Source organism: Pseudomonas sp. McL0111 (genome assembly GCF_052567255.1).
The window spans coordinates 1189927-1212038 of record NZ_CP199585.1 but is presented as its reverse complement, the minus strand read 5'-3'; the positions used below and the strand labels follow the sequence as shown (position 1 = coordinate 1212038).

Here is a 22112-nt window from a genome sequence, read left to right as displayed (position 1 = left end):
TTGCGCAAAGCAGTGCCGGGCGCGAGTGCTCAAGTACAAATCCCCAGTCCTGGATCAAGCGTGAGGATGGCCGGGGGTTGCGTATCGCGCCGTGCAGTGGCGATATAGGCGCCTAATAAAATTTCAGGGGTCGTTTCATGCCGCTCGCCACGTTGATTCATCGCGCCAGTTTGCCCAGCCCGCAGGTTTCTGCGGAGCAGGCTCTGCAATGGTTGGCGGAACACTACGGGCTCAGTGGCACGTTGCAGGCGCTGGGTAGCCAGCAGGATCTCAACTACCGCCTCGACAGTGTGCGCGGGCGGTTCGTCTTGAAGATCTGCCGTGGCGATTATTCGCTGGTGGAGTTACAGGCCCAGCACGCCGGCCTCAAATACCTTGCCGAACATTCGGCAGTCCACGTGCCGCGAGTAATTCTGGCCAATAGCGGCGAAGACCTGCTGACCCTGCAAGTCGACGGCGAGCCGGTGCATGTGCGGCTGCTGGACTACATCGAAGGCCAGCCGCTGACTGCTCTCGAGCATCTCGGTAATCAAGTGGTGGCCGGGTTCGGTCGGCTCTGCGGCGAAATGGATCTGGCGCTGGCCGGGTTCGATCACCCGGGCCTCGAACGCACGCTGCAATGGGATGCTCGCCATGCCAGTGCGCTGATCAGCCATCTGCTGCCGGTGATCAAGGATGACCAGCAGCGTGGGCAAATCGCTGACGCAGCCGAGCAGGCCGAGCGTCGTCTGCAACCGCTTCTGGACAAGCTGCCGGTGCAAGCGATTCACATGGACATCACCGATGACAACGTGGTCTGGCAGCGTGACGCGCAGCGCCACTGGCAGTTGCAAGGCGTGATCGATTTCGGTGATCTGGTGCGCACCTGGCGCATCACCGATCTGTCGGTGACCTGTGCGGCGCTGTTGCATCACGCCGCTGGCGATCCGTTTGTCATCCTGAAGGCGGTTCAGGCTTATCACGCGGTCAATCCGCTGCAACACGAAGAGCTTCAGGCTCTGTGGCCGCTGATCGTTGCACGAGCGGCGGTACTGGTACTCAGTGGCGAGCAACAGGTCAGCATCGATCCGGACAACACCTACAGCCGCGACAACCTGGCCCACGAGTGGGAGATTTTCCGCGTCGCGACCTCGGTGCCACTGGCGCTGATGGAAGCGGCGATTGTCACTTCGGTCGGCCAGAGCCTGCCTGCCATCGGCAGTGAAGGTTTCGCGCCGCTGTTGCCAGAACTGGTCGGGCGCGAATTTGCGCTGATTGATCTGGGTGTCTTGAGCCCGCATTTCGAGGCCGGTAATTGGGAACAGCAAGGTATCGATCAACGATTGTTGACTGAGGCTGCGGCGACCCACGGTCTGGCGGCCAGTCGTTATGGCCAGTACCGGTTGTCGCACACCCGAGTAGACAGCGCCGATGAGCCGGACACGTTCCCGCTGCATGTCGAATTGCGTGTGCCGGATGGCACGGCAGTAGAGGCGCCGTTTGCCGGTGTATTGCATCAAGCGGCGGATGGCGCACTGCAACTCGACGGCCCGCAATTGAGCGTGCGGCTGTGGGGCGTGAACCCTTCACTGCACAGCGGCGCGGCGCTGGTCAAAGGTCAGGTGCTGGGTTCGGTCGATGGCCCGTTGATCGTGCAGTTGAGCCGTGGCCCGGATCTGCATGCGCCGTTGTTCTGCACGCCTTCGCGGGCGGCGGCGTGGCAGGCGTTGTGTCCGTCACCCGCCGCTCTGCTGGGGCTGGCCTGCGATGCCGAACCGGAGCTGGACGCGCAAACCCTGCTCGATCGGCGCAATGCCAGTTTCGCCCGCACGCAAAAACACTATTACGTTGACCCGCCGCGCATCGAGCGCGGCTGGCGCAATCACCTGATCGACATGCAGGGCCGTTCTTACCTCGACATGCTCAACAACGTTGCGGTGCTCGGTCACGGTCACCCACGTATGGCGGCAGTCGCGGCACGTCAGTGGTCGCTGCTCAATACCAATTCGCGGTTCAACTATGCGGCGGTCGCCGAGTTTTCCGAGCGGCTGCTGAAGCTGGCGCCCGAAGGCATGGACCGGGTGTTTCTGGTCAACAGCGGCAGCGAGGCCAATGATCTGGCGATCCGTCTGGCCTGGGCCTACAGCGGCGGGCGCGACATGCTCAGCGTGCTTGAGGGATACCACGGCTGGACGGTCGGCGCCGACGCGGTATCGACCTCGATTGCCGATAATCCAAAAGCGCTGAGCAGCCGGCCGGACTGGGTGCATGCGGTGACCGCACCTAACATCTATCGTGGCGAATTCCGTGGCCCGGACTCGGCGCCGGATTACGTGCGCAGCGTCGAGCATCATCTGCAAAAGATCGCTGAACAGAAGCGCCAACTGGCCGGGTTCATCTGCGAGCCGGTGTATGGCAACGCTGGCGGCATCTCGTTGCCACCGGGGTATCTGAAACAGGTCTACGCGTTGGTGCATGCACAGGGCGGCGTGTGCATCGCCGACGAGGTGCAGGTTGGTTATGGGCGTATGGGCCATTTCTTCTGGGGTTTTGAAGAGCAGGGCGTGGTGCCGGACATCATTAGCATGGCCAAAGGCATGGGCAACGGTCAGCCTCTGGGCGCGGTGATCACCCGCCGGGAAATTGCCGAAGCGCTGGAGGCCGAGGGTTATTTCTTCTCGTCGGCTGGCGGTAGCCCGGTGAGTTGCCAGATCGGCATGGCGGTGCTGGACGTGATGGAGGAAGAGAAGCTCTGGGAAAATGCGCAGGTGGTTGGCGGCCACTTCAAGGCGCGACTGGAGGCGTTGATCGATAAACATCCGCTGGTGGGCGCGGTGCACGGTTCCGGTTTTTATTTGGGTGTTGAATTGATCCGCAACCGGGAAACCCTGGAGCCGGCCACCGAAGAAACCACGCTGCTGTGTGATCGTCTGCGTGAGCTGGGTATCTTCATGCAACCGACCGGCGATTTCCTCAACGTGCTCAAGATCAAGCCACCGATGGTGACGTCGCGGCGCAGTGTGGATTTCTTTGTCGACATGCTCGACCAGGTACTCACTGAAGGCCTGTAACCCAATCCCCTGTAGGAGCTGCGGCACGCTGCGATCTTTTGATCTTGTTTTCAGAGGCAAAAATCAAAAGATCGCAGCGTGCCGTAGCTCCTACATAAAGCGGATTTATATCGGTAAATTTTAAGAGTTTTTAGATGGAATGCATTTTCCATCCTTTTAAATACGATTTTTATCGGCTATAAAGCTGAAAACCCTCGACGGTTCCCTGGAGTCCCGATGACCACTTTGAAAAGTACCCCACGCGCTGACGGCTTCCACATGCCAGCCGAGTGGGCGCCACAAACCCAAACCTGGATGATCTGGCCAGAGCGCCCGGACAACTGGCGTCTGGGCGGCAAACCGGCGCAAGCCGCGCACGCTGCCGTGGCCAAAGCCATTGCCCGTTTCGAACCAGTGACCGTCGCCGTGTCCGCCGGCCAGTACGAAAACGCTCGCGCCCGCCTCGACGTGCCGAATATTCGTGTGGTCGAGATGTCCAGCGATGACGCCTGGGTACGCGACAGCGGCCCGACTTTCGTCATCAACAACAACGGCGAAGTGCGCGGTGTGAACTGGGACTTCAATGCCTGGGGTGGTTTCGACGGCGGTCTGTATTCACCGTGGAACCGTGATTCCCAGGTCGGCGGCAAGATCCTCGAGATCGAGCGCAGCCCGCGTTATCGCACCGAAGGTTTTGTACTTGAAGGCGGCTCGATTCACGTCGATGGCGAAGGCACGCTGATCACTACCGAAGAATGCCTGCTGAACCGCAATCGCAACCCGCATCTGGGTCGTGAAGAAATCGAAGCGGTGCTCAGCGAAAATCTGGCTGTGGATAAAATCATCTGGCTGCCGGATGGCCTGTTCAACGACGAAACCGACGGCCATGTGGATAACTTCTGCTGCTATGTGCGTCCGGGTGAAGTGCTGCTGGCGTGGACCGATGATCCACAGGACCCGAACTTTGCACGCTGCCAGGCTGCGATGAAAGTGCTGCAAAGCAGCACCGACGCCAAGGGGCGCCCGTTCACGGTGCACAAAATGCCGATTCCGGGGCCGCTGTATGCGACCGAAGAAGAGTGCGCCGGTGTCGATCCGGTGGACGGCACGCAGGAGCGCAATCCGAGTGTGCGTCTGGCCGGCTCCTACGTGAACTTCCTGATCGTCAACGGCGGCATCATCGCGCCAAGCTTCGACGACCCGATGGATGCCCCGGCCCGGGAGATTCTGCAGAACCTGTTCCCGCAGCACGAAGTGGTGATGGTGCCGGGTCGTGAACTGTTACTGGGCGGCGGCAATATTCACTGCCTTACCCAGCAGCAGCCAGCGCCCCACAAAGAGTGAGTGCTGACGTAACAGCTTGAGTTGATTAAAAAATAAGCTGAGCGCCAATTCGCGCTCGCCGTTCGAAGAGAAGCCCGCAGCCCGGTTGGACTGCGGGCTTCTTTGTATCCGCTTGTCGACAAATAAGAAACGTTGGCATAGCTCTTGTATCGGCCAAGGGGTACTAGGGAGGGGAAGAGAACTTCAACAGTTCTGTCATAAACCTTGGATAACGTAGCCGCTCACGAACGGGGAGAGAGCGCTGAAATGAACGCCGAAGTGAACGTAGTCAGCGAGCGGACTTTGCATCCCGTGGCCGTCAACGGCGAATCGCTCCAGATTGTCGCGCACTGGTTGAAGTCCAATGGAACGCGTCAGATCAGGGGACCTGATCCGCGCCGGATGATGATCGAGCGTTACCCCGCTGGCCTGTTCAGCGAGGCAGAACTGGAAGCGTTGTGGGCTGTGATGGAAGGATAAGAACAACAACAGGGATTGGTAAAAGCGCTGCCGGGATGGCGGCGCTTTTTTATGCACGAAGTTTTTTTGACATGACTACCAACCAATGTGGGAGCGAGCTTGCTCGCGAAAGCGTCGGGCCAGTCGACATCTTTATCGACTGACACTAAGCCTTCGCGAGCAGGCTCGCTCCCACAGGTTTTTGCGCTGACTAGAAGCTGTAGGTTCCGGTCACCACCAGGTTGCGCGGTGCGCCCGGCTGGATCTGGAAGGCGCTGGTGGATGAGGCGTAATAATCGCGATCAGTGATGTTGTTCAACGCTGCGCGTACATCCCAGTCCTTGTGTTTGTAACCGGCCAGCGCGTCCCAGCGGCCATAACCCGGTAGCACCGTGGTGTTGAGGTTGTCGGCGTAACGCTGGCCAACCATCGTCAGGCCGGTTTCGGCGTACCAGCCCATTTCCGGTTTCCAGGTCAGGAACAGGTTGCCGTTGTGCTTGGCGACGTTGCTGATTCGCTTGCCTTCCAGCCCGTTGTTGTCCTTCTCGACGGTTGCGTCCTGCATGCCGACGCCACCGCGAACGTACCAGTTGCCAACGATCTTGCCGGCAGCGGTCAACTCGATCCCGCGCGAACGCTGGACACCGGTCAGCACGGTGATCGTCGGATCGTTTGGATCTGCGGTACGGCGGTTGTAGAGCTCAAGGTCGTAGACCGCCAGCGTGGTGCTCAGGCGATCGTCGAGCCAGTCGCTCTTCACCCCTATTTCCTTCTGCTTGGTCAGCTCGGGACTCAGGTCGTTGCTATTGCCGGCAGCTCCGGGCGTGATACCGATCAAACCGCCGCCGACCGGTGAGAAAGTCTTCGACCAGGAAGCGTAGAACGAATGGTTCTGCAATGGCGTCCAGACCAGACCCACTCGTGGACTGGTGCTGTGGCTGTCACGCTCTTCGGAGATGTTCTTGAGCTGGTTGGTCGACTTGATATCGAACGTGTCGTAGCGCAGGCCGCCGAGCAATTGCCATTGATCGTTCAGGCGCAATTGGTCTTGAACATACACGGCGCGGCTTTCGACTTCGGTGTGGCTGTCGCTGAAGACTTGCATGCTGCCCGTGTGGCGCAGGTTGCGGTCAGGGTTGTACAGATCGAGCGACGGCACCGGTTGCGCGCCCGGCGTTTTGCCGGTGGCAGCGTTAAACAGCTTCGGGTCGCGGCGCTGGCTGCCGATTTCGATACCGGTCAGCAGTCGGTGTTCGAGGCCAAAGGTGTCGAATCCGCCTTCCAGTTCAACGTTGTTGAAGATGTTGCGGGTGGTCAGATCCTGTTGCCAGTGCTGGCGCGTGACCTTGTTGGTTTTTTTATCGAAACCGGTGAGGTAGGTGTTGTCGAAATCACTGTCGAGCTTGAACACGCCAAGGGTTTGGCGCAGTTGCCAGTTGTCGTTTATTTCATAGCTGAGTTTCGAGCGCAGGGATTGCGTCTTGTCGTCGATGTAATCGTGATCGTTGCCATAGGTCGTGTCCGAGCCGACGTCCGCCGGACGACCATTCACGCCAGGGATGCCGCGATCCGGGGTGCGGTTGTAGCGGCTGTATTCGTACTGCACCAGCCAGTTCAGGTCCGGGGTCAGTTGCCAGCTCATCGACGGTGCGAACAGTTGGCGATTGCCGCTGACGCCGTCGCGGAAGCTGTTTTCATCCATGTTGCCCATGTTCAGACGCAGGCTGATGTTGTCGCTCGGATCGGTGCTGAGGTCGGCGTACAGGCTACGCAGGTCTTCGCTGCTGCCCTGGGCTTCAATGGTCGAGCGACGTCCGGCCTCGGGCATTTTACTCACGCGGTTGACGATCCCGCCCTGGCTGCCGCGCCCGTACAGAACGGCGGCTGGGCCTTTGAGCACTTCAACGCGTTCGATGTTGTGCATGTCGCGCTTGTACTGGCTGTCGTCGCGGATGCCGTCCAGGTAAAAGTCATTGCTGGCGTCAAAGCCGCGAATGCGCACGCTGTCGAAACGGGTGTCGGCACCGCTGCTGACGTTGGGAACACCGCTCAGTGCGTCACCGATGTCGTTGGTGCCGTAGTTGGCGACGTTTGAAGTCTTGATCGAATCGATTGCCTGCGGCACGTAGCGCACGGGCGTGGATGTGCGGGTTGCGGTGTTGCTGACTTTGACGCGAGGGTCGTCGGCTTGCGCTTCGGCACTGATCGAGGTGGCGGGTAATTCAGTCGCAGAGTAGGCAAAGCCGCTGGACAGAAAAGCCGAAAGTCCAAGGGTCACGGGGGTTAAGCGGAACGGGGCAGGCATCTGAAACGCATCCGAAAGGGCAGGGGAAATCGAGTGCGCGAATGGTAATGCTTTGCATTTACTTCCGTTAATTGTTCCTGAAAAGTTCCCCGGTTTGATTGTTTCGAGTTGTGTCTGTTTCGATACAAAACTCCCTTACGGTCATTCGACCGATTGGTGAAACAGACTGAAAGCCATTCCAGCGTTTTTCTGCCTACGTCGGAGGGCTAGTCTGGCGCCATCGATTTTTCGCCATTCTTGCCGGAGCTTTCCCATGGTCCTTCACTACATTTACGACCCGTTGTGCGGCTGGTGCTACGGCGCCAAACCGCTAGTGCAAGCCGCACAGCAAGTGCTGCCGGTCATCGCCCACGGCGGCGGCATGATGAGCGGCGCCAACCGCCAGAGCGTGTCGCCACAATTGCGCAATTACGTGATACCGCATGACCGGCGCATCGCCGAATACACCGGCCAGCCCTTCGGCGAGGCGTATTTTGAAGGCCTGTTGCGCGATCACTCGGCAGTCTTCGATTCTGAGCCACCCATTGCTGCGGTACTGGCGGCCGAGCAGATCGATGGCCGGGGTCTGGAATTCATTGGACGGTTACAGACCGCGCACTACCTGGAAGGTCAGCGGATTGCCGATGTAGCAGTGCTTCTCGAGTTGGCTCAGGAGCTGGGCTACGACACCGCTGAATTTAAAGCCGCGTTCGAAGCGGCTGACACGCAGCATCACATCAAACAAAGCCGTCAGTTGCTGGCGAAAGTCGGCGGACAGGGTTTCCCGACATTTGTGCTGGAAGACGCTGGGCAGTTCACGCTGATAGATATCGGACCGTGGCTGGGCAAACCGCAGGAGTTTTCCGATTGGCTGCGTCAGACGATTCCTACGGCTCAGGTCGCCGTTGCCGCACCCTTTTGTGGCGTTGATGGCTGCACTTGATGACATGCACGAAAGTCACTGGTTACGTGGCTTTTCGGGCAATTGCCTATCGTAAAAAAGTCCTTTCTTAGACGATTTTTACCTATTTAAAGACGATTCTTGAAATTGACACACTGTTAAGGGCGCGGATAGGATTCGCGCCAACGCCTGTGGCTAACCGCCATGACTCAAAATAATAATCAGGCCCGCCATGACTTTGTCGTGGGCGGGTCTTTTTGTTTTCGGGGTGAAAGAAGAGTGCAATAGCGCCGTTTCAGCCGTTCGACACAGCGCGTTTCAACCCGTAATAAGGAAAATAAAATGTTGAACAAGCGGATCAGTCTGATCGCATTGGGGATGTTGAGCGCCACTCAGGCCATGGCTAACGACCAGGCCGAGTCCAAGGGTTTTGTTGAAGACAGCAGCCTCAAAGTGCTGCTGCGCAATGCCTACATCAATCGTGATTACAAAAACGGTAACGACGACAAAGCCGAGTGGGGCCAAGCGGCCATCGGTACGTTCTCGTCCGGTTTCACCCAAGGCACCGTTGGTGTCGGTGTTGACGCTTTCGGTCTGTACGCATTGCGTCTGGACGGCGGCAAAGGTCGCAGCGGCGCGGGTGGCATCGACTTCTTCAAGCAGGGCGACAGCGGCAACGCGGCTGATGACCTGTCCAAGTTCGGCGCAGCGGTGAAATTCCGTCTATCCAACACCGTGCTGACCTACGGTGACCAGATGCCGGCTCTGCCGGTGCTGAACTATGACAACTCGCGTCTGCTGCCGGAAAGCTACACCGGTACTTTGATCACTTCCAAAGAGATCAAAGGCCTGGAGCTGAACGCCGGTCGTTTCACCGCCGAATCGCGCAAGAGCGCTGAAGGCCGTGACAGCGGTGGTCTGAAGTCGATCAACGTGTTGGGCGGTAGCTATCAGTTCACCGAACAGTTCAAGGCTGCGCTGTACGCTTCCGACGTCGAAGACGTGCTGAAGAAGCAATACGTGAACGCCAACTACGTGTTCCCGATTGACAAGGATCAGTCCCTGACCCTGGACTTCAACGGCTATCGCACCAAGCTGGATAGCTCGTACGTTCGCGAAAACACTGTTCCTGGCAAAAGCATCGTTACCGGTCAGGACAACAAGATCTGGAGCCTGGCAGCCACTTTCGTCACGGGTCCACACTCGTTCACCGTGGCGCACCAGCGCTCCACCGGCGACAGCAACCTGGGCTACGCCTACGGCGGCTACCAGAAAGATCAACAGCGTGTGGGTGACGGTGGCAACACCATCTACCTGGCCAACTCCTACTGGTCCGACTTCAACGCTGAAGACGAGCGCAGCTGGCAGGTTGGTTACGGTCTGGACTTCGGCGCATTCGGCGTGCCAGGTCTGAGCTACAACGTTGCTTACGTGCGTGGCGATAACATCACCACCTCCACTTCCTCCGGTGGTTCCGAGCGCGAAATTTTCAACCAGTTCAAGTACGTCGTGCAAAGTGGCCCGGCCAAAGACCTGAGCGTGAAACTGCGTAGCTCGGTCCTGCGCGTGTCGCAGAAATCCAGCGAATACAACGTCAGCGGCAACGAGCTGCGTGTATTCGTCGATTACCCGATCAACATCTTCTGATGATCGGCGAGTGATAAAAAACTCGTAAAAAAAGCCCCGACTGGTTCGGGGCTTTTTTTTGACTTTTTCGACGAAAACCGCAAAAAACCCGTGTTTTTGTCATCTGAAACTACTTTTTGAGGCGCTTGAAACGGCGTTTCAATCAGGCCTTTAAATGCCTGAAATTCTTTCTCATGGACGCAAATTCTCCACCTAATAGATTAGTCCGCTCAACGTAGTGGAGAATTTGGTAATGATCGTTTTGAACAGAGAAGTGGGCGAATCGCTGCGGCGCGACAAGTATGTCAACGTGCAGAGTGGTGACTTCAATCTCTACGGTCATTTCACCGACCTCGTCAGATTGACCCGCAGTTGGGAAAACATGGAGCCCGACAGTTACTACGGTCAGGCCGATGCCGGCATGCGCTATCGCCGCTACAGCGACTTCGAATACAACCCCAAGACTCGCGAGTTGAAGCAACTCGAACACCGCGCTTACGTGCAGTCCAAAGAGAACAACGCCTATGTGGGCGGTATGGTCCGGCACTTCCAGGACTTCTCCGAAGAAGTGATTACTTCGCCGGTGATGCGCAGCCTGATCGATACCGATTTTGAAGTGTACAAAAGCGTGCTGCCTGAAGAGCTGCACGATGAAATCTGGCAGTGCCAGATTCACCAGATCCGCATCGAGATCAAACCCGGCAAACAACTGGAAATCACTCCCGAAGGCATTCACTGCGACGGCTATCCGTTCAGCGGCGTGCACTTCTGGGGTCGCAACAATGTCGAGGGCGCGGAAAGCCGTTTGTATGACGTGCACGAGCAGCAATTGGCGTCGACGACTTACAAGGAAATCCTCGACACCACGTATTTCCTCGACCGCGACATGCGCCACTACGTGACACCGGCGCGCAACACCCACTCCCATGCCATGGCATACCGGCAGATTCTGGCGATTTCCTTCTCGCGGCCCGGGACCGCTTTCGACATTGTTCGCTAATCAGATCACCCAAATAGACGGTGTCGAGTGCTCGACGCCGGTGGTGCTGCGTCGCGCCACGGCCAAGGACGCGCAACGCATGGAGCGCTTCTTCCGCATGTTCGACGAAGTGTCCTTCTGCGAATGGCAGGACGCCAAGTGCCTGCGCGGGGTGCTGATCCAGAAAACCACTACGGCGTATCTGGCCTTCGACGTGGCCGGCGAAATCGTCGGCGCAGTACTCGGCGGCATGCTCGGCAGTCGCGGCACCATCAATCATTTGGCCGTCAGCCCGCGCTATCGCAGCCAAGGCGTGGGCCAGCGTCTGGTTGAAGCGGCTTCCGCCGACATGAAACGTGTCGGGGTATTGCGGATGTTTCTGTTCGTCGACGATGCTAACCTCGCGGGCAAGCGTTTTTGGACTGCCCAGGGTTTTTGCGAGCCCCATGGCGAACGAACATTTGAGAGGGATCTATGAATGAAACGTCCGGCAGTGCGCCGCTGATGGCTGAGCGTCAGCCGTCGCGCACGTTTGCCGAAGCCAGCCCGGTAGTGGCCGGTTATTTCACGGTGTCATTCGTGTTCGGGTTGATGGCGGTCAACGCAGGGCTGCCAATGTGGCTGCCGGTGGCGATGTGCTTGTTCGTTTACGCCGGAGCTTCGCAATTTGCGGCGCTGGCGCTGATCTCCAGTGGCGCGTCGCTGACCACCATTGTGCTGACCACTTTCCTGATCAATGCGCGGCACATGCTGATGTCGGTGTACATGGCCAAGGCCCTGCGCGCATTGGGCCTCAGTCGCATGGAACGCTGGTGCTACGCCGGCGGCCTGACGGACGAATCCTTTGCCTTTCACAGTGTGAAACTGGGCACCGGGGCGCCAGTCAACGTACGTTATCTGATCGGCTTCAACCTGTTCTGCCACACCTCGTGGGTGCTGGGTGGACTGCTCGGCGCCGTCTGCGCGCAATATGCCTCGCACCTGATCAAATATCAGCTCGACTATGCGCTGACCGCGATGATGCTCTACGTGCTGGTTTCGCTGTGCAACACCCGCAACAAACTGATCGCCGCGCTGGCCGCAGTGGTGTGCATGGGCGCACTGAGTCTGGTCGGCAGTTCGCCCTTCAACGTATTCATCGCCACGTTTGTGGGCTGCGGAGTGGGTGTATGCCTGACCAAACGTTCCTGATTCTGGTCGTCGTGCTGATGATGGCCGTGACCTTCCTGCCACGCGCCTTGCCATTGCAAGTGAACACCGAACACTGGCCGCCGTTCGTTGCGCGGGCGCTGGAATACTTGCCGGTGGCGATCGTCGCTGCGATCAGCCTGACTCCCTTGTTGATCAAGGATCAGCACATACAGCTCGACCGCCCGGAATTCTATGCAGCGATTCCGACGTTGTTATGTGCGTACTTCAGCAAAAACCTCTTTCTCAGTGTGGCGGTTGGGACGGCTGCGTACATTGCGCTCGGCTCGTTCATGTAGCGGCAGATCGATTACGTCGTTCAGCGCCTGGCCGGACAGGTTCGGATTGTTTACCGCCAGGCGCACTTCAAGGAAGTCCTCGAAGTCGGGGAAAATCGTCAGCCCGTTCTTCTGCGCGGCTTCGCGGGACACCATGCCGACGGCATCCATCTGCGTGATTAACGACAGCGTCAACGTCTCGCTGCACGAATAAACCATGCGCTGACCGTTCTCGTGATTGCCCAGCCCGGCGTCGAGAAAACGCAGGAAGCTGTGGGAATACGGACAATCTTCTGCCGGACGTACCTGAAACTTGTTGCCGAGCAGCGTCAGAGGATCGTTTTCCTGCCCGCAATGGGCACCGACCACCTGCACCTGAACATCCGGCAGGACAATGCTCGGCATCCCCGGCCGCTGTGGACCGATCAACACCGCGAGATCAAAGTCCTCGTTCTTCAGCTTGCTGAGGTTTTCCATCGACTCGGCGTAACTGAACTCCATCTGATAATCGGGGAACACCTCGATCAGGCGTCCGATCATTCGCCGGTTGAAGTCAGTTGATAACGTATTGTTCAACGCTACCTTCAGCGTCCGTTGCCCCGGCACCTTCAGCGCCTCGACTTTTTCTTCCATTTGCCGCGTGGCAATCAACACTTTGTCCATGTAAGGCGTCAGCTCAGTGCCTTGCGGCGTCAGCGTCAAACCCTTGTTGGAACGGCGAAACAAGCGGAAACCGAACTGCTCTTCGACCTTGTTCAACTGCGCGGCCAAGGCCTGCACGGTCAGGCACGAATGCTCGGCTGCGGCCGACAAAGAGCCGGTCTGCACGATGCGCATGAGGTTGCGTAAGGTTCTGCTATCCATAGGTAATGCCCTCTAAAGTGGGCTGGGTATTGTTGTGTAGGAAACTGCCGATACGGCGCCATATGCCGGCTATATTCCTGCACCTGAGCATAGTTGTCGCGGGTTTAGTAGCGAATTGATGCCTCCGCCGATGGCTGGAAGCTGACACAGGATCGGGGTTTTTGGTGACTGGGGGGTGATTGGGGTCAAAAAAAGTGCGGGGGCGAGCGGTGTAGGGGGGATATTTTAACGGGAAAAGACTTACAGCGTAGACGCCTGATGCCTTCGAAATGCGCGGACTTGTCCGATGAAATACAGGGATTGGACTGATTGTCGGGGTTGGTTGGGGCAGATGAAAATAGCAATCAGAAAGGCGAATTACGACGATGCAGCCCCGCCGATCAACAAGCGATTGACCGAAAACCAGTCTCCCGATAACAATGCAGAGGTAGCGCTGATGTAGCTACATAAATAACGATGAGGTTCTCAACATGACTGCACTGCTTAAAACCACGGATGTGCGTTGCCGCATCGATGAGGATTTGAAGGCGCGTGCCACTGAAGTGTTGAACGCTTGCGGGTTGAGCCTAAGCGATGCCATGCGCCTTTTTCTCCGGCAGGTCGTTGTGACTCAGGGTTTACCCTTCGAGGTGCGAGTTCCTTCTGAAAAGACAGCGCGCGCCATGAGTGAAGCTCGAGATATTCGCCAGCGCTTCGACTCTGTAGACGACATGCTAAGGGCTGCTGATGGCGAAAACGGAGAAAAAGCAAAAGCGCGCTGAACGACCGCGACAATGCGCACAAACGTCCGAATTTAAGAAGTCCTGGGATCGATACCTGCGTGCCGGACGGCGCGATATGAACGAAGTTCGAAGGGTGATGGTGATGCTTTTTCTGGGCGAGCCCTTACCAGCAGAATACTTGGATCATGCTCTGACAGGAGACTGGTCTGGATTTCGCGAGTGCCATATTGGCGGCGATTTCCTGATGATCTATGAGAGCTCAAGTCCGGATCGTCTTACATTTGTCGATCTCGGTACTCACTCTGAATTATTCAAATAACGCAGAAACAAAGAAGCCGACATCGCTGTCGGCTTCTTTTTTTGAAACATGCTTGATAGGTACGTTCTAAAGCAGAAAAAAGAGGTCTCACCCGAGCGCTGATTTTCAGGCCATCAACGGGGTTCCTAACGCCGACTATCGCCACCTGAAGGCAGTCGGTTTCGCGCTCTTGGTTTGATTCTCTGTCACAAATCGCAGGCGTGTCAATCGTGCTTTTGCATGACCGATTGTACATACGCGGACTAAATTTAAAGAAGTGTTCGGATCTGTACTAGTATCAAAGTACGCCACAATTTCGGAAGGAAACTCATGCCTTTCATATCACCCACTTCGAGCCCACCCCCACGCGAACAACTCGACGTCCCCGAAGCCGGCCGCGTTGCGTTGAAGTTTTTCTTCAACCTCATGGAGCGCTGGGGCTGTAACGCCGAGCAACAACGCACACTGCTCGGCGGCGTCGGCAACACCACGTTCTACAAGTACAAACACCTGCCGCCGAATATCCGTCTGCCCCATGACACCCTTGAGCGCATCTCCTACCTGATGGGGATTCACAAGGCGCTGAGCATCATCTTCAGCAACAGCCGTGAGCGCGCCTACACATGGGTCAGCAGCCCGAACGACGCAGCACCGTTCAATGGCCAGACCGCGCTGAGTTACATGCTGGCCGGGCGGGTGGTGGACATCGCCGATGTACGCCGTTACCTCGACGGGGTGCGCGGTTGAAGGCGCCGGAGCTGGCCGAGGCGCAGTGGCCGCGAGCCTATCGGATCGTCAACAGCAGCTTTCCGCCGATTGCGCTGTTTGAAGACGTGCTCGATCCCGAGGACCTGGAAATCGCCTACGCCATTGAGGCGCTGACCAATGATCGCTTGATTCAACAGGCTGGCGTGCTGGCGAGAGTGCGGCCTGAAGATCGTCTCTCCGGTCCTGGCTCAACGCCGGTGATGGCCGCGTTCACCCACATCGGAAAATCCAGCCGCTTCACCGATGGCACCTTCGGCGTCTATTACGCCGCGAGTAGCCAGGCCGCCGCCATCGCCGAAACCTGTTACCACCAGGAACGCTTCCTCGCCGCCACCCACGAGGCCGATCTGGAATTGACCATGCGCACCTACATCAATCGCGTGATCAAACCGCTGCATGACGTTCGCCACGGCTATGCGCATTTGCACAATGCCGATCCCGAGGCCTATGCCCCGTGCCAGGCCTTCGCCCGACAACTGCGCGAGAGTTCGTCGTGGGGTCTGCTCTACAACAGTGTGCGTCTGTCAGGCCATGAATGTGTTGCGGCGTTCCGGCCGCCAGCGGTGTCGATCCCGAGACAGGGTAAACATCTGCGTTACGTGTGGAGCGCGAGTCAGCGCAAGATCTCGATCGTGTTTGAGATCAGTCAGGTCTGAAACACCAACGCCGCTTTCGATTCTGTCGGCAGGATTGATTACACCGCATCACAAATGAAGTACCCCGCACCTACTTTTTCCCCTCCCGCCCCACGCCTACATTGAACTCCAACACCTGACCCTCATCCCGAAGGCAGGTCACTGGAGAAATCGTCATGCCCTTTGTCAGCGTACGCATCACCCGCGATGGCGTTACCCGCGAGCAAAAAGCCCAGGTGATCGCCGAAATCACCGAGACCCTCGAACGCGTCCTCAACAAACGCCCGGACCTGACCCACATCGTCATCGAAGAAGTCGACACCGACAACTGGGGCTACGCCGGCATCTCCACCACCGAGTACCGCCGGCAACTGGCAGAGCGCGACAAGTCCTGACGCTGGCCTGCGCGCATTCAAAACTCTGGTTTATTGATTGAGGAACCCATCATGAGCAACTTCAAGAAAACCGTCGTCATCACCGGCGCCTCCCAAGGTCTGGGCGACGGTATGGTCAAAGCCTTCCGCGAACTGGGCTACAACATCGTCGCCACATCGCGTTCGATCAAAGCATCGAGCGATCCGCAAATTCTGACCATTGCCGGTGACATCGGCGATCCAGCCACCGCTCAGCGCGTGATCAGCGAAGGCGTCGCCCGCTTCGCCGCATAGACACACTGATCAACAACGCCGGCATCTTCGTCGCCAAACCCTTCACCGCCTACACCCCGGAAGACTACGCAACGGTACTGTCAGTCAACCTCAACGGCTTCTTCTACATCACCCAACTGGCCATCGCCGAGATGGAAAAACAGGGCCAGGGCCACGTGGTCAACATCACCACCAGCCTGACCGACCACGCCATCGACGGCGTGCCATCGGTGCTCGCCTCCCTGACCAAGGGCGGCCTGAATGCCGCCACCAAATCCCTGGCCATCGAATACGCCAAACGCGGGATTCGGGTGAATGCAGTATCGCCGGGCATCATCAAAACCCCGATGCATGGCGAAGAAACCCACGCAGCATTGGGCGCGCTGCACCCGGTCGGGCATATGGGCGAGATTGAGGACATTGCGCAGGCAGTGGTGTATCTGGATAACGCGGCGTTTGTGACGGGCGAGATTCTGCATGTGGATGGTGGGCAGAGCGCGGGGCACTGATCGTTGCTGTTTTACAAAGCCCTCGCAGCGATGCGAGGGCTTTTTTGTGGGCGACGGTTTAGAGCTTTGGACTTGGCGTGCCCAGCACTTTTACCGCGTCATCGATCAACGCCTTACTTAACTCCTGCAAGTATTGCGAGGCACAGGCGTGGAGGTCTGGGTCGCGTGCCACGTCAGTATCCGACGTCAGCAGTTTTGAGATGTGCAGCAAATGCGAGGCATGGGAAAGGGCTGTAGTCACCGGGACGCCGGCGCTGGTGCGAAACAGTGCGTGGTTGGATTGGTACGAGAAATGGGTGAGGCCGGGGGTTTTCAGATCCTGGAGATCGGTCATGGGATTCACCTGCCGTTTGCTGGGCGGTGGAAAGGAATGACCGGTGTGCAGAACTTTGACGGATTGATGCTGTTCATTTGTGAAACTCCCTGTCTCAAATGAGCGCTACCTCCTCCGTTCTCAGGCGAGAGGGTGGCAGCTATGCGCAGGCTGAGAAACCGGAGATACAGGAACCCGGCAGACCCGAAGGTCTCCCACGCACAGCCGCCATTACACGGAAATGCGAGCACAAAAAAAGCGCCGGCAAACGTGGTGGGGCGCTTGTGCGCCTGCATCTTACTCGGGTTCTCAGGCCCGGTCGCTGAATTGGCAGCGACGGGTTAGACGGTAGCTTGGGGAGGGGGGGAGCGCAATCGTGGCCAGGTAGTGGCGGGGGAGTATTAGTGAAAATTATGGCTGGGCAATAATTTCAAAGTGCCTGCTGAGAATGCGCAATAGGCAGTGCACTTGGGCCCATTGAGGTTCAGCGTGGACAAAATGTGGACACTCCAGAAACAACAAAGCCCCTGCATTTCTGCAGGGGCTTCATTTTGTATGGTGCCGGCACCAGGAATCGAACCCGGGACCTACTGATTACAAGTCAGTTGCTCTACCATCTGAGCTATACCGGCGTTGTGGGCGACGATTATAGCGATTGGGTTGGTTCTGTAAACCCCTGAATTCAGACTATTTTTACGAAGGTCTGAATCAGGCTTGTTTTGCCCTGTGCGATTCTAAAATTCGACGAGTTCGGTGCAATAGCGAGCGCTGCTGAATCGCTTTCTTGGCGATGTAACCAACTTGGTGGCAGGGTCCAGATTACCCCTCTGAAAACCCCAAAAACTCTCCGGTTATGCCCTTTTGATCGAAACCTTATGCACAACGGATTAGCCGCAAGTCAGCCCCAAGCCCGATTTTGTGGAGCCGTTCTCATTTTGTTCGCAAATCGCTGTTTTGCAGGTTTTTTATTTATATGAACAAAAAATGAACAGCGCTGTTGCGATGGTGAAACAGCCGTAGATATTGGATCCGCGACAATTCCATCAACAGAGTTATCCACAGGCTGTATAGGTTTAAGCGCGCTCTGCCAGCAACAGAAAATTACGCGGAGTCAGTGCGCTGTCGCAGAAGGTCCCGAGGCGTACGACGTAGCCCCTTTCGATGAGGAAAAGTGCTCGATCCAGATTCAGCCAAAGCTCCAGTGGTCGTCGGAACAATCCGCGCAGCAGTTCCAGGTTGCGCACTGCGGCCAACCGCTGCCAGCCGGCGGACTCCAGTGCCGGCCAATCTTGCGTGCCGACTGTGGATAACTCTTTGAGTGCGGCCAGATCCTGGCAGTAGTCGGCAAACGGTTTGTCCAGCCAGGCACTGGGCAGTGAAGGGGTGGGCAGGTATTCGTCGATGCCGCGTACTTGCCGTTGCAACAGGTCGAAGGCCAGGCGCCGGGCCATTGAGGTGTCGCGCTGGCGTCGGACGCGTGCACCGGCGGTGACGGTTTCGCTCATTGGCAGGGCAAGATCTTCGAGCGAAAGCTGTAGGGACGAGCGTAAACCGGCCGAGGACAATGCCTGATATTCGCTGCGACTGATGCGGTTGTAGCAGCAAGGGGCAATTGCCATTTGTTGGCATCCGGCAGCGCTGGCCAGTTGCATCAGCCGTACATGCAGGTCGCCGCAGGCGTGCAGGGCGACGGGTGTATGTCTGGCGTTCAGTACCGATGCTGCGTTTGGCGCGAGGACATTCTGTTCAACGTGCAGTGCGTGCGACTGATGACGCTGGCTCAATGCCTGACCGCTCACCACCAATGCAGGGTCGTATTCGATGCAGGTCAGTTGTTGGCCGGAACCGAGCAGGCGACGCCCCAAGTGGCCCTTGCCGGAGCACCAGTCCAGCCAATGGGTCGGTTGCGCGGCGAATGTCAGGCGACTCGAAAACGCTTCGATCTGCTGCCACTTGCGTCCCGGGACATCGACGTTCAATCGGTGGCCCGCCGCCTCCAGCGCATGCGCCGGCAGTTCACCCACTGCACTCAACTTAGCCGACAACGCCGCCAATGAGGCAAAAGGCTCCGGCGCATCGAGCAAGTCGGCGGGGTGGTTATGGGCGTTTTCCGCGTCTTCCAGCGAACGGGCGCGTAGCCATGCGGCCAACTGCGGGTAGGAGGTTTCCCATGGGAGATGCAGATGAGTGAACGGTCGAGGTTTCCACAGCGCCTGATGCGTTGTAAGAAATGCATCCAGTGCGCTGAAACGGGCGAGTAGTTCCTCACCCGTCAGCACGTGGGAAGTTTCAGCGCCCTTGGCAGGCATCGACGCGCAACCAGCGCTCCAGCAGCTTGAAGCCGCGCACCAGCACGTAGGACATCAACAGATAGAACACGCCAGCAGCGAAGAAGATTTCTACCGGCAGGTAGGTGCGGGCGATGATCGTGCGGGCCATGCCGGTCAGTTCCAACAGGGTCACCGTACTGGCCAACGCGCTGGCCTTGAGCATCAGGATCACTTCGTTGCTGTAGGCTGGCAGGCCGATGCGCGCGGCACGCGGCAGGATGATGTAGAACATCGCCTTCGGCTTGGACATGCCCAGCGCCCGCGCGGCTTCGATCTCACCCGGTGGAATTGCCTGGATCGCGCCGCGCAGAATCTCGGCGATATACGCGGCGGTGTGCAGGGTCATGGTCGCGGTGGCGCACCAGAACGGATCGCGCAGGTACGGCCACATTGCGCTCGCGCGGACGGCGTCAAACTGCGCGAGGCCGTAGTAGACCAGGAACAGTTGCACCAGCAGCGGCGTGCCACGGAAAAAGAAGATGTAGGCGTAGGGCAAAGCGCGCACGTACCACAGCTTCGAAGAGCGGGCGATGCCCAGCGGAATCGCCAGCAGCAAGCCGACGACCACAGCAATCGCCACCAACTCCAGGGTCAGTTGTGCGCCCTGCGCCAGTTTCGGCAGCCATTTGATGATGACTTCCCAGTTCATGAGTCGCTCCTCGCGAAGCCGCGGGCGGCGCGTTTTTCCAGGAAGTGCATGCCGGTCATCGCCAGTACCGTCAGACCCAGGTACATCAGCGCGGCGACCATATAGAAGGTGAACGGTTGTTTCGACACGGTCACGCCGATCTGCGCGTGACGCATGATTTCTTCAAGGCCGATGACCGAGACCAGTGCGGTGTCTTTCATCAGGATCATGAACAGATTGCCCAGACCGGGCAGGGCGATGCGCCACATCTGCGGCATGATCAACCGGGTGAAGATCCGCCATTTCGACATGCCCAGAGCCACGCCTGCTTCACGGTGACCTTTGGGAATGGCGAGGATCGCGCCGCGGAACACTTCCGTGGCGTAGGCGCCGAAGCACAGGCCCAGCGCAATCACGCCGGCGGCGAAGGCATTGAGTTCAAGGTCGGGGTTGCCGAAAAACTCACCGAGGGCGCGCATCAGGTTGACCGTACCGAAGTAGATCAACAGCACCCAGAGCAATTCCGGGACGCCACGCACCAGGGTCGAATAAGTACCGCCAAGCCACTGCAACGGCTTGTACGGGGAGGTCTTGGCCAAGGCGCCGAGCAGACCGAGCACCAGTCCCAGGCACAGGGCCGTAAGCGCCAGTTTGACGGTCATCAGCGCGCCGGCAGCGAGGGCCGGGCCGAATCCGTAGAGGTCGATAATCATGGATTTCTTTTCAAATCGCGGCAGGCAAGGCCGGGAGCCGGCGCCGTCGGATCACGGCGCCGGTCCCGCAGGTCAGGATCAGTAGATGCTGAACGGGAAGTACTTGTCGTTGATCTTCTTGTAGGTACCGTCGGCGACGATTTCCTTCAGAGCAGCGTTCAACTTCTCACGCAGTGGATCGCCTTTGCGCACAGCGATGCCGATCTTGTCGCTTTCAACGACAGGAGCGCCTTTGAACTCGTAGTTTTTGCCCGCGTCGCTTTTCAGCCAGTCGTAGTTGGCGTACTTGTCGGCGAGGATCGCGTCGACACGACCGGAGGTCAGGTCGAGGTAGGCGTTTTCCTGAGTGTCGTAGAGGCTGACTTTGATGTCATCACCGTAGGTATCTTCCAGCCAGGTACCGGCCAGAGTGGCACGCTGGGTACCGATGGTTTTGCCTTTGAGCGAGTCCTTGTCGGTTTTCAGGTCGACATTTTTCGGTGCGATGAACTGCAGCTTGTTCGAGTAGTACGGGTCGGTGAAGTCGACCGCGCCCTTGCGCTCCTCGGTGATCGACAGCGAGGAAATCAGGAAGTCGAATTTCTTCGCGTTCAGGGCCGGAATGATGCCGTCCCAGTCGGAAGTGACCACGGTGCATTCGACTTTCATCTTCGCGCACAGGGCGTCGCCGATGTCTTTGTCGAAGCCGACAACCTGGCCGCTGGCGTCTTTATTGTTGAATGGCGGGTAAGCCGCTTCGATGCCCATCTTCAAGGTTTCGGCCATGGCACCGGCGCTGAACGCGAGGGTGACGGTGGCGGCCAGGAAGACCTTTTTAAAATTCTGCATGCATGTTGCTCCGTTAGCGGTTGCTGGACATGAATTGTTTGCAGCGCGCCGAAAGCGGGTTTTCAAACACCTGCTGAGGCGATCCTTGCTCTTCCACCAGCCCCTGATGGAGGAACACCACTTCGCTGGAGACCTGACGGGCAAAGCCCATTTCGTGGGTCACCAAAAGCATGGTGCGGCCTTCTTCGGCCAATGCGCGGATGACACTAAGTACTTCCTGAACCATTTCCGGGTCAAGCGCGGAGGTGGGTTCGTCGAACAGAATCACCTTGGGTTGCATCGCCAGCGTGCGGGCGATGGCGGCGCGTTGTTGCTGACCACCGGACAATTGCGCCGGGTAGGCGTGGCGCTTGTCGGCGATGCCGACCTTGGCCAGCAACGCTTCGGCGACTTCGATCGCTTCGGCCTTGCTCTGGCCGAGTACGCGGCGCGGGGCTTCGATGATGTTGTCGAGCACGCTCATGTGCGGCCACAGATTAAAGTTTTGAAACACAAAACCAATCTCGGAGCGCAGGCGGTTGATCTGCTTGCCGTCGGCGGCGACCAGCTCGCCGTTCTTCGCGGCCTTGAGCTTGAGTTCTTCCCCGGCGACCAGGATCTGGCCCTGATGCGGGTTTTCCAACAGGTTGATGCAACGCAGGAACGTGGACTTGCCGGAACCTGAGGAACCGAGGATCGAGATCACATCGCCGTCGCGGGCGGTCAGCGAGATACCTTTGAGCACCTCAAGCTGTCCGTAGCGTTTGTGCAAGTTGCGGATTTCAAGCGCGGGCGTGGCCTCAGCCATGTG

22 protein-coding genes, 1 tRNA gene and 1 pseudogene are annotated in these 22112 nt (G+C 58.1%); 15 read left to right on the top strand and 9 right to left on the bottom strand.

Annotated features, from left to right (window positions below):
* Nucleotides 1–137: 137 nt before the first annotated feature.
* The 3 genes from ACTWLJ_RS05500 (at nucleotide 138) to ACTWLJ_RS05490 (ending at nucleotide 4832) form a co-directional block, all read left to right on the top strand.
* On the top strand, nucleotides 138–3050 hold the full coding sequence (locus tag ACTWLJ_RS05500) for an aminotransferase (protein ID WP_445180142.1): 2913 nt from the start codon (nucleotides 138–140) through the stop codon (nucleotides 3048–3050).
* Between the two features lie 216 nt (nucleotides 3051–3266).
* Complete coding sequence (gene aguA, locus ACTWLJ_RS05495) at nucleotides 3267–4373, top strand: agmatine deiminase (RefSeq protein ID WP_445180141.1); 1107 nt, start codon at nucleotides 3267–3269, stop codon at nucleotides 4371–4373.
* Between the two features lie 246 nt (nucleotides 4374–4619).
* Complete coding sequence (locus ACTWLJ_RS05490; RefSeq protein ID WP_445180140.1) at nucleotides 4620–4832, top strand: hypothetical protein; 213 nt, start codon at nucleotides 4620–4622, stop codon at nucleotides 4830–4832.
* Nucleotides 4833–5022: 190 nt separating this feature from the next.
* Here ACTWLJ_RS05490 and ACTWLJ_RS05485 read toward each other — a convergent pair whose 3' ends face one another.
* Complete coding sequence (locus ACTWLJ_RS05485) at nucleotides 5023–7116, bottom strand: TonB-dependent receptor (protein ID WP_445180139.1); 2094 nt, start codon at nucleotides 7114–7116, stop codon at nucleotides 5023–5025.
* Between the two features lie 253 nt (nucleotides 7117–7369).
* Here ACTWLJ_RS05485 and ACTWLJ_RS05480 point away from each other — a divergent pair, with 253 nt between their 5' ends.
* From ACTWLJ_RS05480 to ACTWLJ_RS05455, 6 genes are all read left to right on the top strand, one after another.
* Nucleotides 7370–8038: a DsbA family protein gene (locus ACTWLJ_RS05480; RefSeq protein ID WP_445180138.1), complete on the top strand. Its 669-nt coding sequence runs from the start codon at nucleotides 7370–7372 to the stop codon at nucleotides 8036–8038.
* 300 nt (nucleotides 8039–8338) lie between these two features.
* A complete protein-coding gene (locus tag ACTWLJ_RS05475) occupies nucleotides 8339–9643 on the top strand; it encodes an OprD family porin (protein ID WP_445180137.1) in 1305 nt (434 codons plus the stop codon).
* A gap of 232 nt (nucleotides 9644–9875) precedes the next feature.
* Entirely contained in the window at nucleotides 9876–10622 is a 747-nt protein-coding gene (locus tag ACTWLJ_RS05470) for a 2OG-Fe dioxygenase family protein (RefSeq protein WP_401218064.1), read from the top strand.
* A gap of 79 nt (nucleotides 10623–10701) precedes the next feature.
* On the top strand, nucleotides 10702–11079 hold the full coding sequence (locus tag ACTWLJ_RS05465; protein WP_445181318.1) for a GNAT family N-acetyltransferase: 378 nt from the start codon (nucleotides 10702–10704) through the stop codon (nucleotides 11077–11079).
* Nucleotides 11076–11792: an AzlC family ABC transporter permease gene (locus ACTWLJ_RS05460; RefSeq protein WP_445180136.1), complete on the top strand. Its 717-nt coding sequence runs from the start codon at nucleotides 11076–11078 to the stop codon at nucleotides 11790–11792. Before ACTWLJ_RS05465 ends, ACTWLJ_RS05460 begins: the two co-directional genes overlap by 4 nt.
* The gene (locus tag ACTWLJ_RS05455) at nucleotides 11771–12088 is read left to right on the top strand and encodes an AzlD domain-containing protein (protein ID WP_115076201.1); all 318 of its coding nucleotides are present in this window, start codon (nucleotides 11771–11773) and stop codon (nucleotides 12086–12088) included. The genes ACTWLJ_RS05460 and ACTWLJ_RS05455 overlap by 22 nt, the downstream gene beginning before the upstream one ends.
* Here the strand turns inward: ACTWLJ_RS05455 and ACTWLJ_RS05450 are convergent.
* Nucleotides 12005–12931, bottom strand: a complete 927-nt coding sequence (locus tag ACTWLJ_RS05450; RefSeq protein WP_445180135.1) for a LysR family transcriptional regulator — start codon at nucleotides 12929–12931, stop codon at nucleotides 12005–12007. The two genes, ACTWLJ_RS05455 and ACTWLJ_RS05450, sit on opposite strands and share 84 nt — an antisense overlap.
* Before the next feature lie 470 nt (nucleotides 12932–13401).
* Here ACTWLJ_RS05450 and ACTWLJ_RS05445 point away from each other — a divergent pair, with 470 nt between their 5' ends.
* From ACTWLJ_RS05445 to ACTWLJ_RS05420, 6 genes and pseudogenes are all read left to right on the top strand, one after another.
* Complete coding sequence (locus ACTWLJ_RS05445; RefSeq protein ID WP_445180134.1) at nucleotides 13402–13692, top strand: type II toxin-antitoxin system RelB/DinJ family antitoxin; 291 nt, start codon at nucleotides 13402–13404, stop codon at nucleotides 13690–13692.
* Complete coding sequence (locus ACTWLJ_RS05440) at nucleotides 13658–13972, top strand: type II toxin-antitoxin system YafQ family toxin (protein WP_445180133.1); 315 nt, start codon at nucleotides 13658–13660, stop codon at nucleotides 13970–13972. The genes ACTWLJ_RS05445 and ACTWLJ_RS05440 overlap by 35 nt, the downstream gene beginning before the upstream one ends.
* A 309-nt stretch (nucleotides 13973–14281) precedes the next feature.
* Entirely contained in the window at nucleotides 14282–14698 is a 417-nt protein-coding gene (locus ACTWLJ_RS05435; RefSeq protein WP_401218074.1) for an MbcA/ParS/Xre antitoxin family protein, read from the top strand.
* Nucleotides 14695–15375 (top strand): RES family NAD+ phosphorylase, encoded by a 681-nt coding sequence (locus tag ACTWLJ_RS05430; RefSeq protein ID WP_445180132.1) that lies wholly within the window; start codon nucleotides 14695–14697, stop codon nucleotides 15373–15375. Before ACTWLJ_RS05435 ends, ACTWLJ_RS05430 begins: the two co-directional genes overlap by 4 nt.
* A gap of 155 nt (nucleotides 15376–15530) precedes the next feature.
* Nucleotides 15531–15749, top strand: a complete 219-nt coding sequence (locus ACTWLJ_RS05425) for a tautomerase family protein (RefSeq protein ID WP_401218082.1) — start codon at nucleotides 15531–15533, stop codon at nucleotides 15747–15749.
* A gap of 51 nt (nucleotides 15750–15800) precedes the next feature.
* Nucleotides 15801–16510 (top strand): annotated as a pseudogene (locus ACTWLJ_RS05420) (SDR family NAD(P)-dependent oxidoreductase).
* 58 nt (nucleotides 16511–16568) lie between these two features.
* Here the strand turns inward: ACTWLJ_RS05420 and ACTWLJ_RS05415 are convergent.
* From ACTWLJ_RS05415 to ACTWLJ_RS05385, 7 genes are all read right to left on the bottom strand, one after another.
* Entirely contained in the window at nucleotides 16569–16844 is a 276-nt protein-coding gene (locus tag ACTWLJ_RS05415) for a DUF3077 domain-containing protein (RefSeq protein WP_445180131.1), read from the bottom strand.
* A gap of 535 nt (nucleotides 16845–17379) precedes the next feature.
* A tRNA-Thr gene (locus ACTWLJ_RS05410) sits at nucleotides 17380–17455 on the bottom strand.
* Between the two features lie 441 nt (nucleotides 17456–17896).
* Nucleotides 17897–19132: a methyltransferase gene (locus tag ACTWLJ_RS05405; protein WP_445180130.1), complete on the bottom strand. Its 1236-nt coding sequence runs from the start codon at nucleotides 19130–19132 to the stop codon at nucleotides 17897–17899.
* A complete protein-coding gene (locus ACTWLJ_RS05400) occupies nucleotides 19113–19802 on the bottom strand; it encodes an ABC transporter permease (RefSeq protein ID WP_401218093.1) in 690 nt (229 codons plus the stop codon). Before ACTWLJ_RS05400 ends, ACTWLJ_RS05405 begins: the two co-directional genes overlap by 20 nt.
* A complete protein-coding gene (locus ACTWLJ_RS05395; RefSeq protein WP_401218096.1) occupies nucleotides 19799–20494 on the bottom strand; it encodes an ABC transporter permease in 696 nt (231 codons plus the stop codon). The genes ACTWLJ_RS05400 and ACTWLJ_RS05395 overlap by 4 nt, the downstream gene beginning before the upstream one ends.
* Nucleotides 20495–20572: 78 nt before the next feature.
* Nucleotides 20573–21322 carry an ABC transporter substrate-binding protein gene (locus ACTWLJ_RS05390; protein ID WP_445180129.1) on the bottom strand — a complete coding sequence of 250 codons (750 nt, stop codon included), beginning with the start codon at nucleotides 21320–21322 and terminating at the stop codon, nucleotides 20573–20575.
* Nucleotides 21323–21335: 13 nt separating this feature from the next.
* The gene (locus tag ACTWLJ_RS05385) at nucleotides 21336–22109 is read right to left on the bottom strand and encodes an ABC transporter ATP-binding protein (RefSeq protein WP_025110949.1); all 774 of its coding nucleotides are present in this window, start codon (nucleotides 22107–22109) and stop codon (nucleotides 21336–21338) included.
* Nucleotides 22110–22112: the final 3 nt, after the last annotated feature.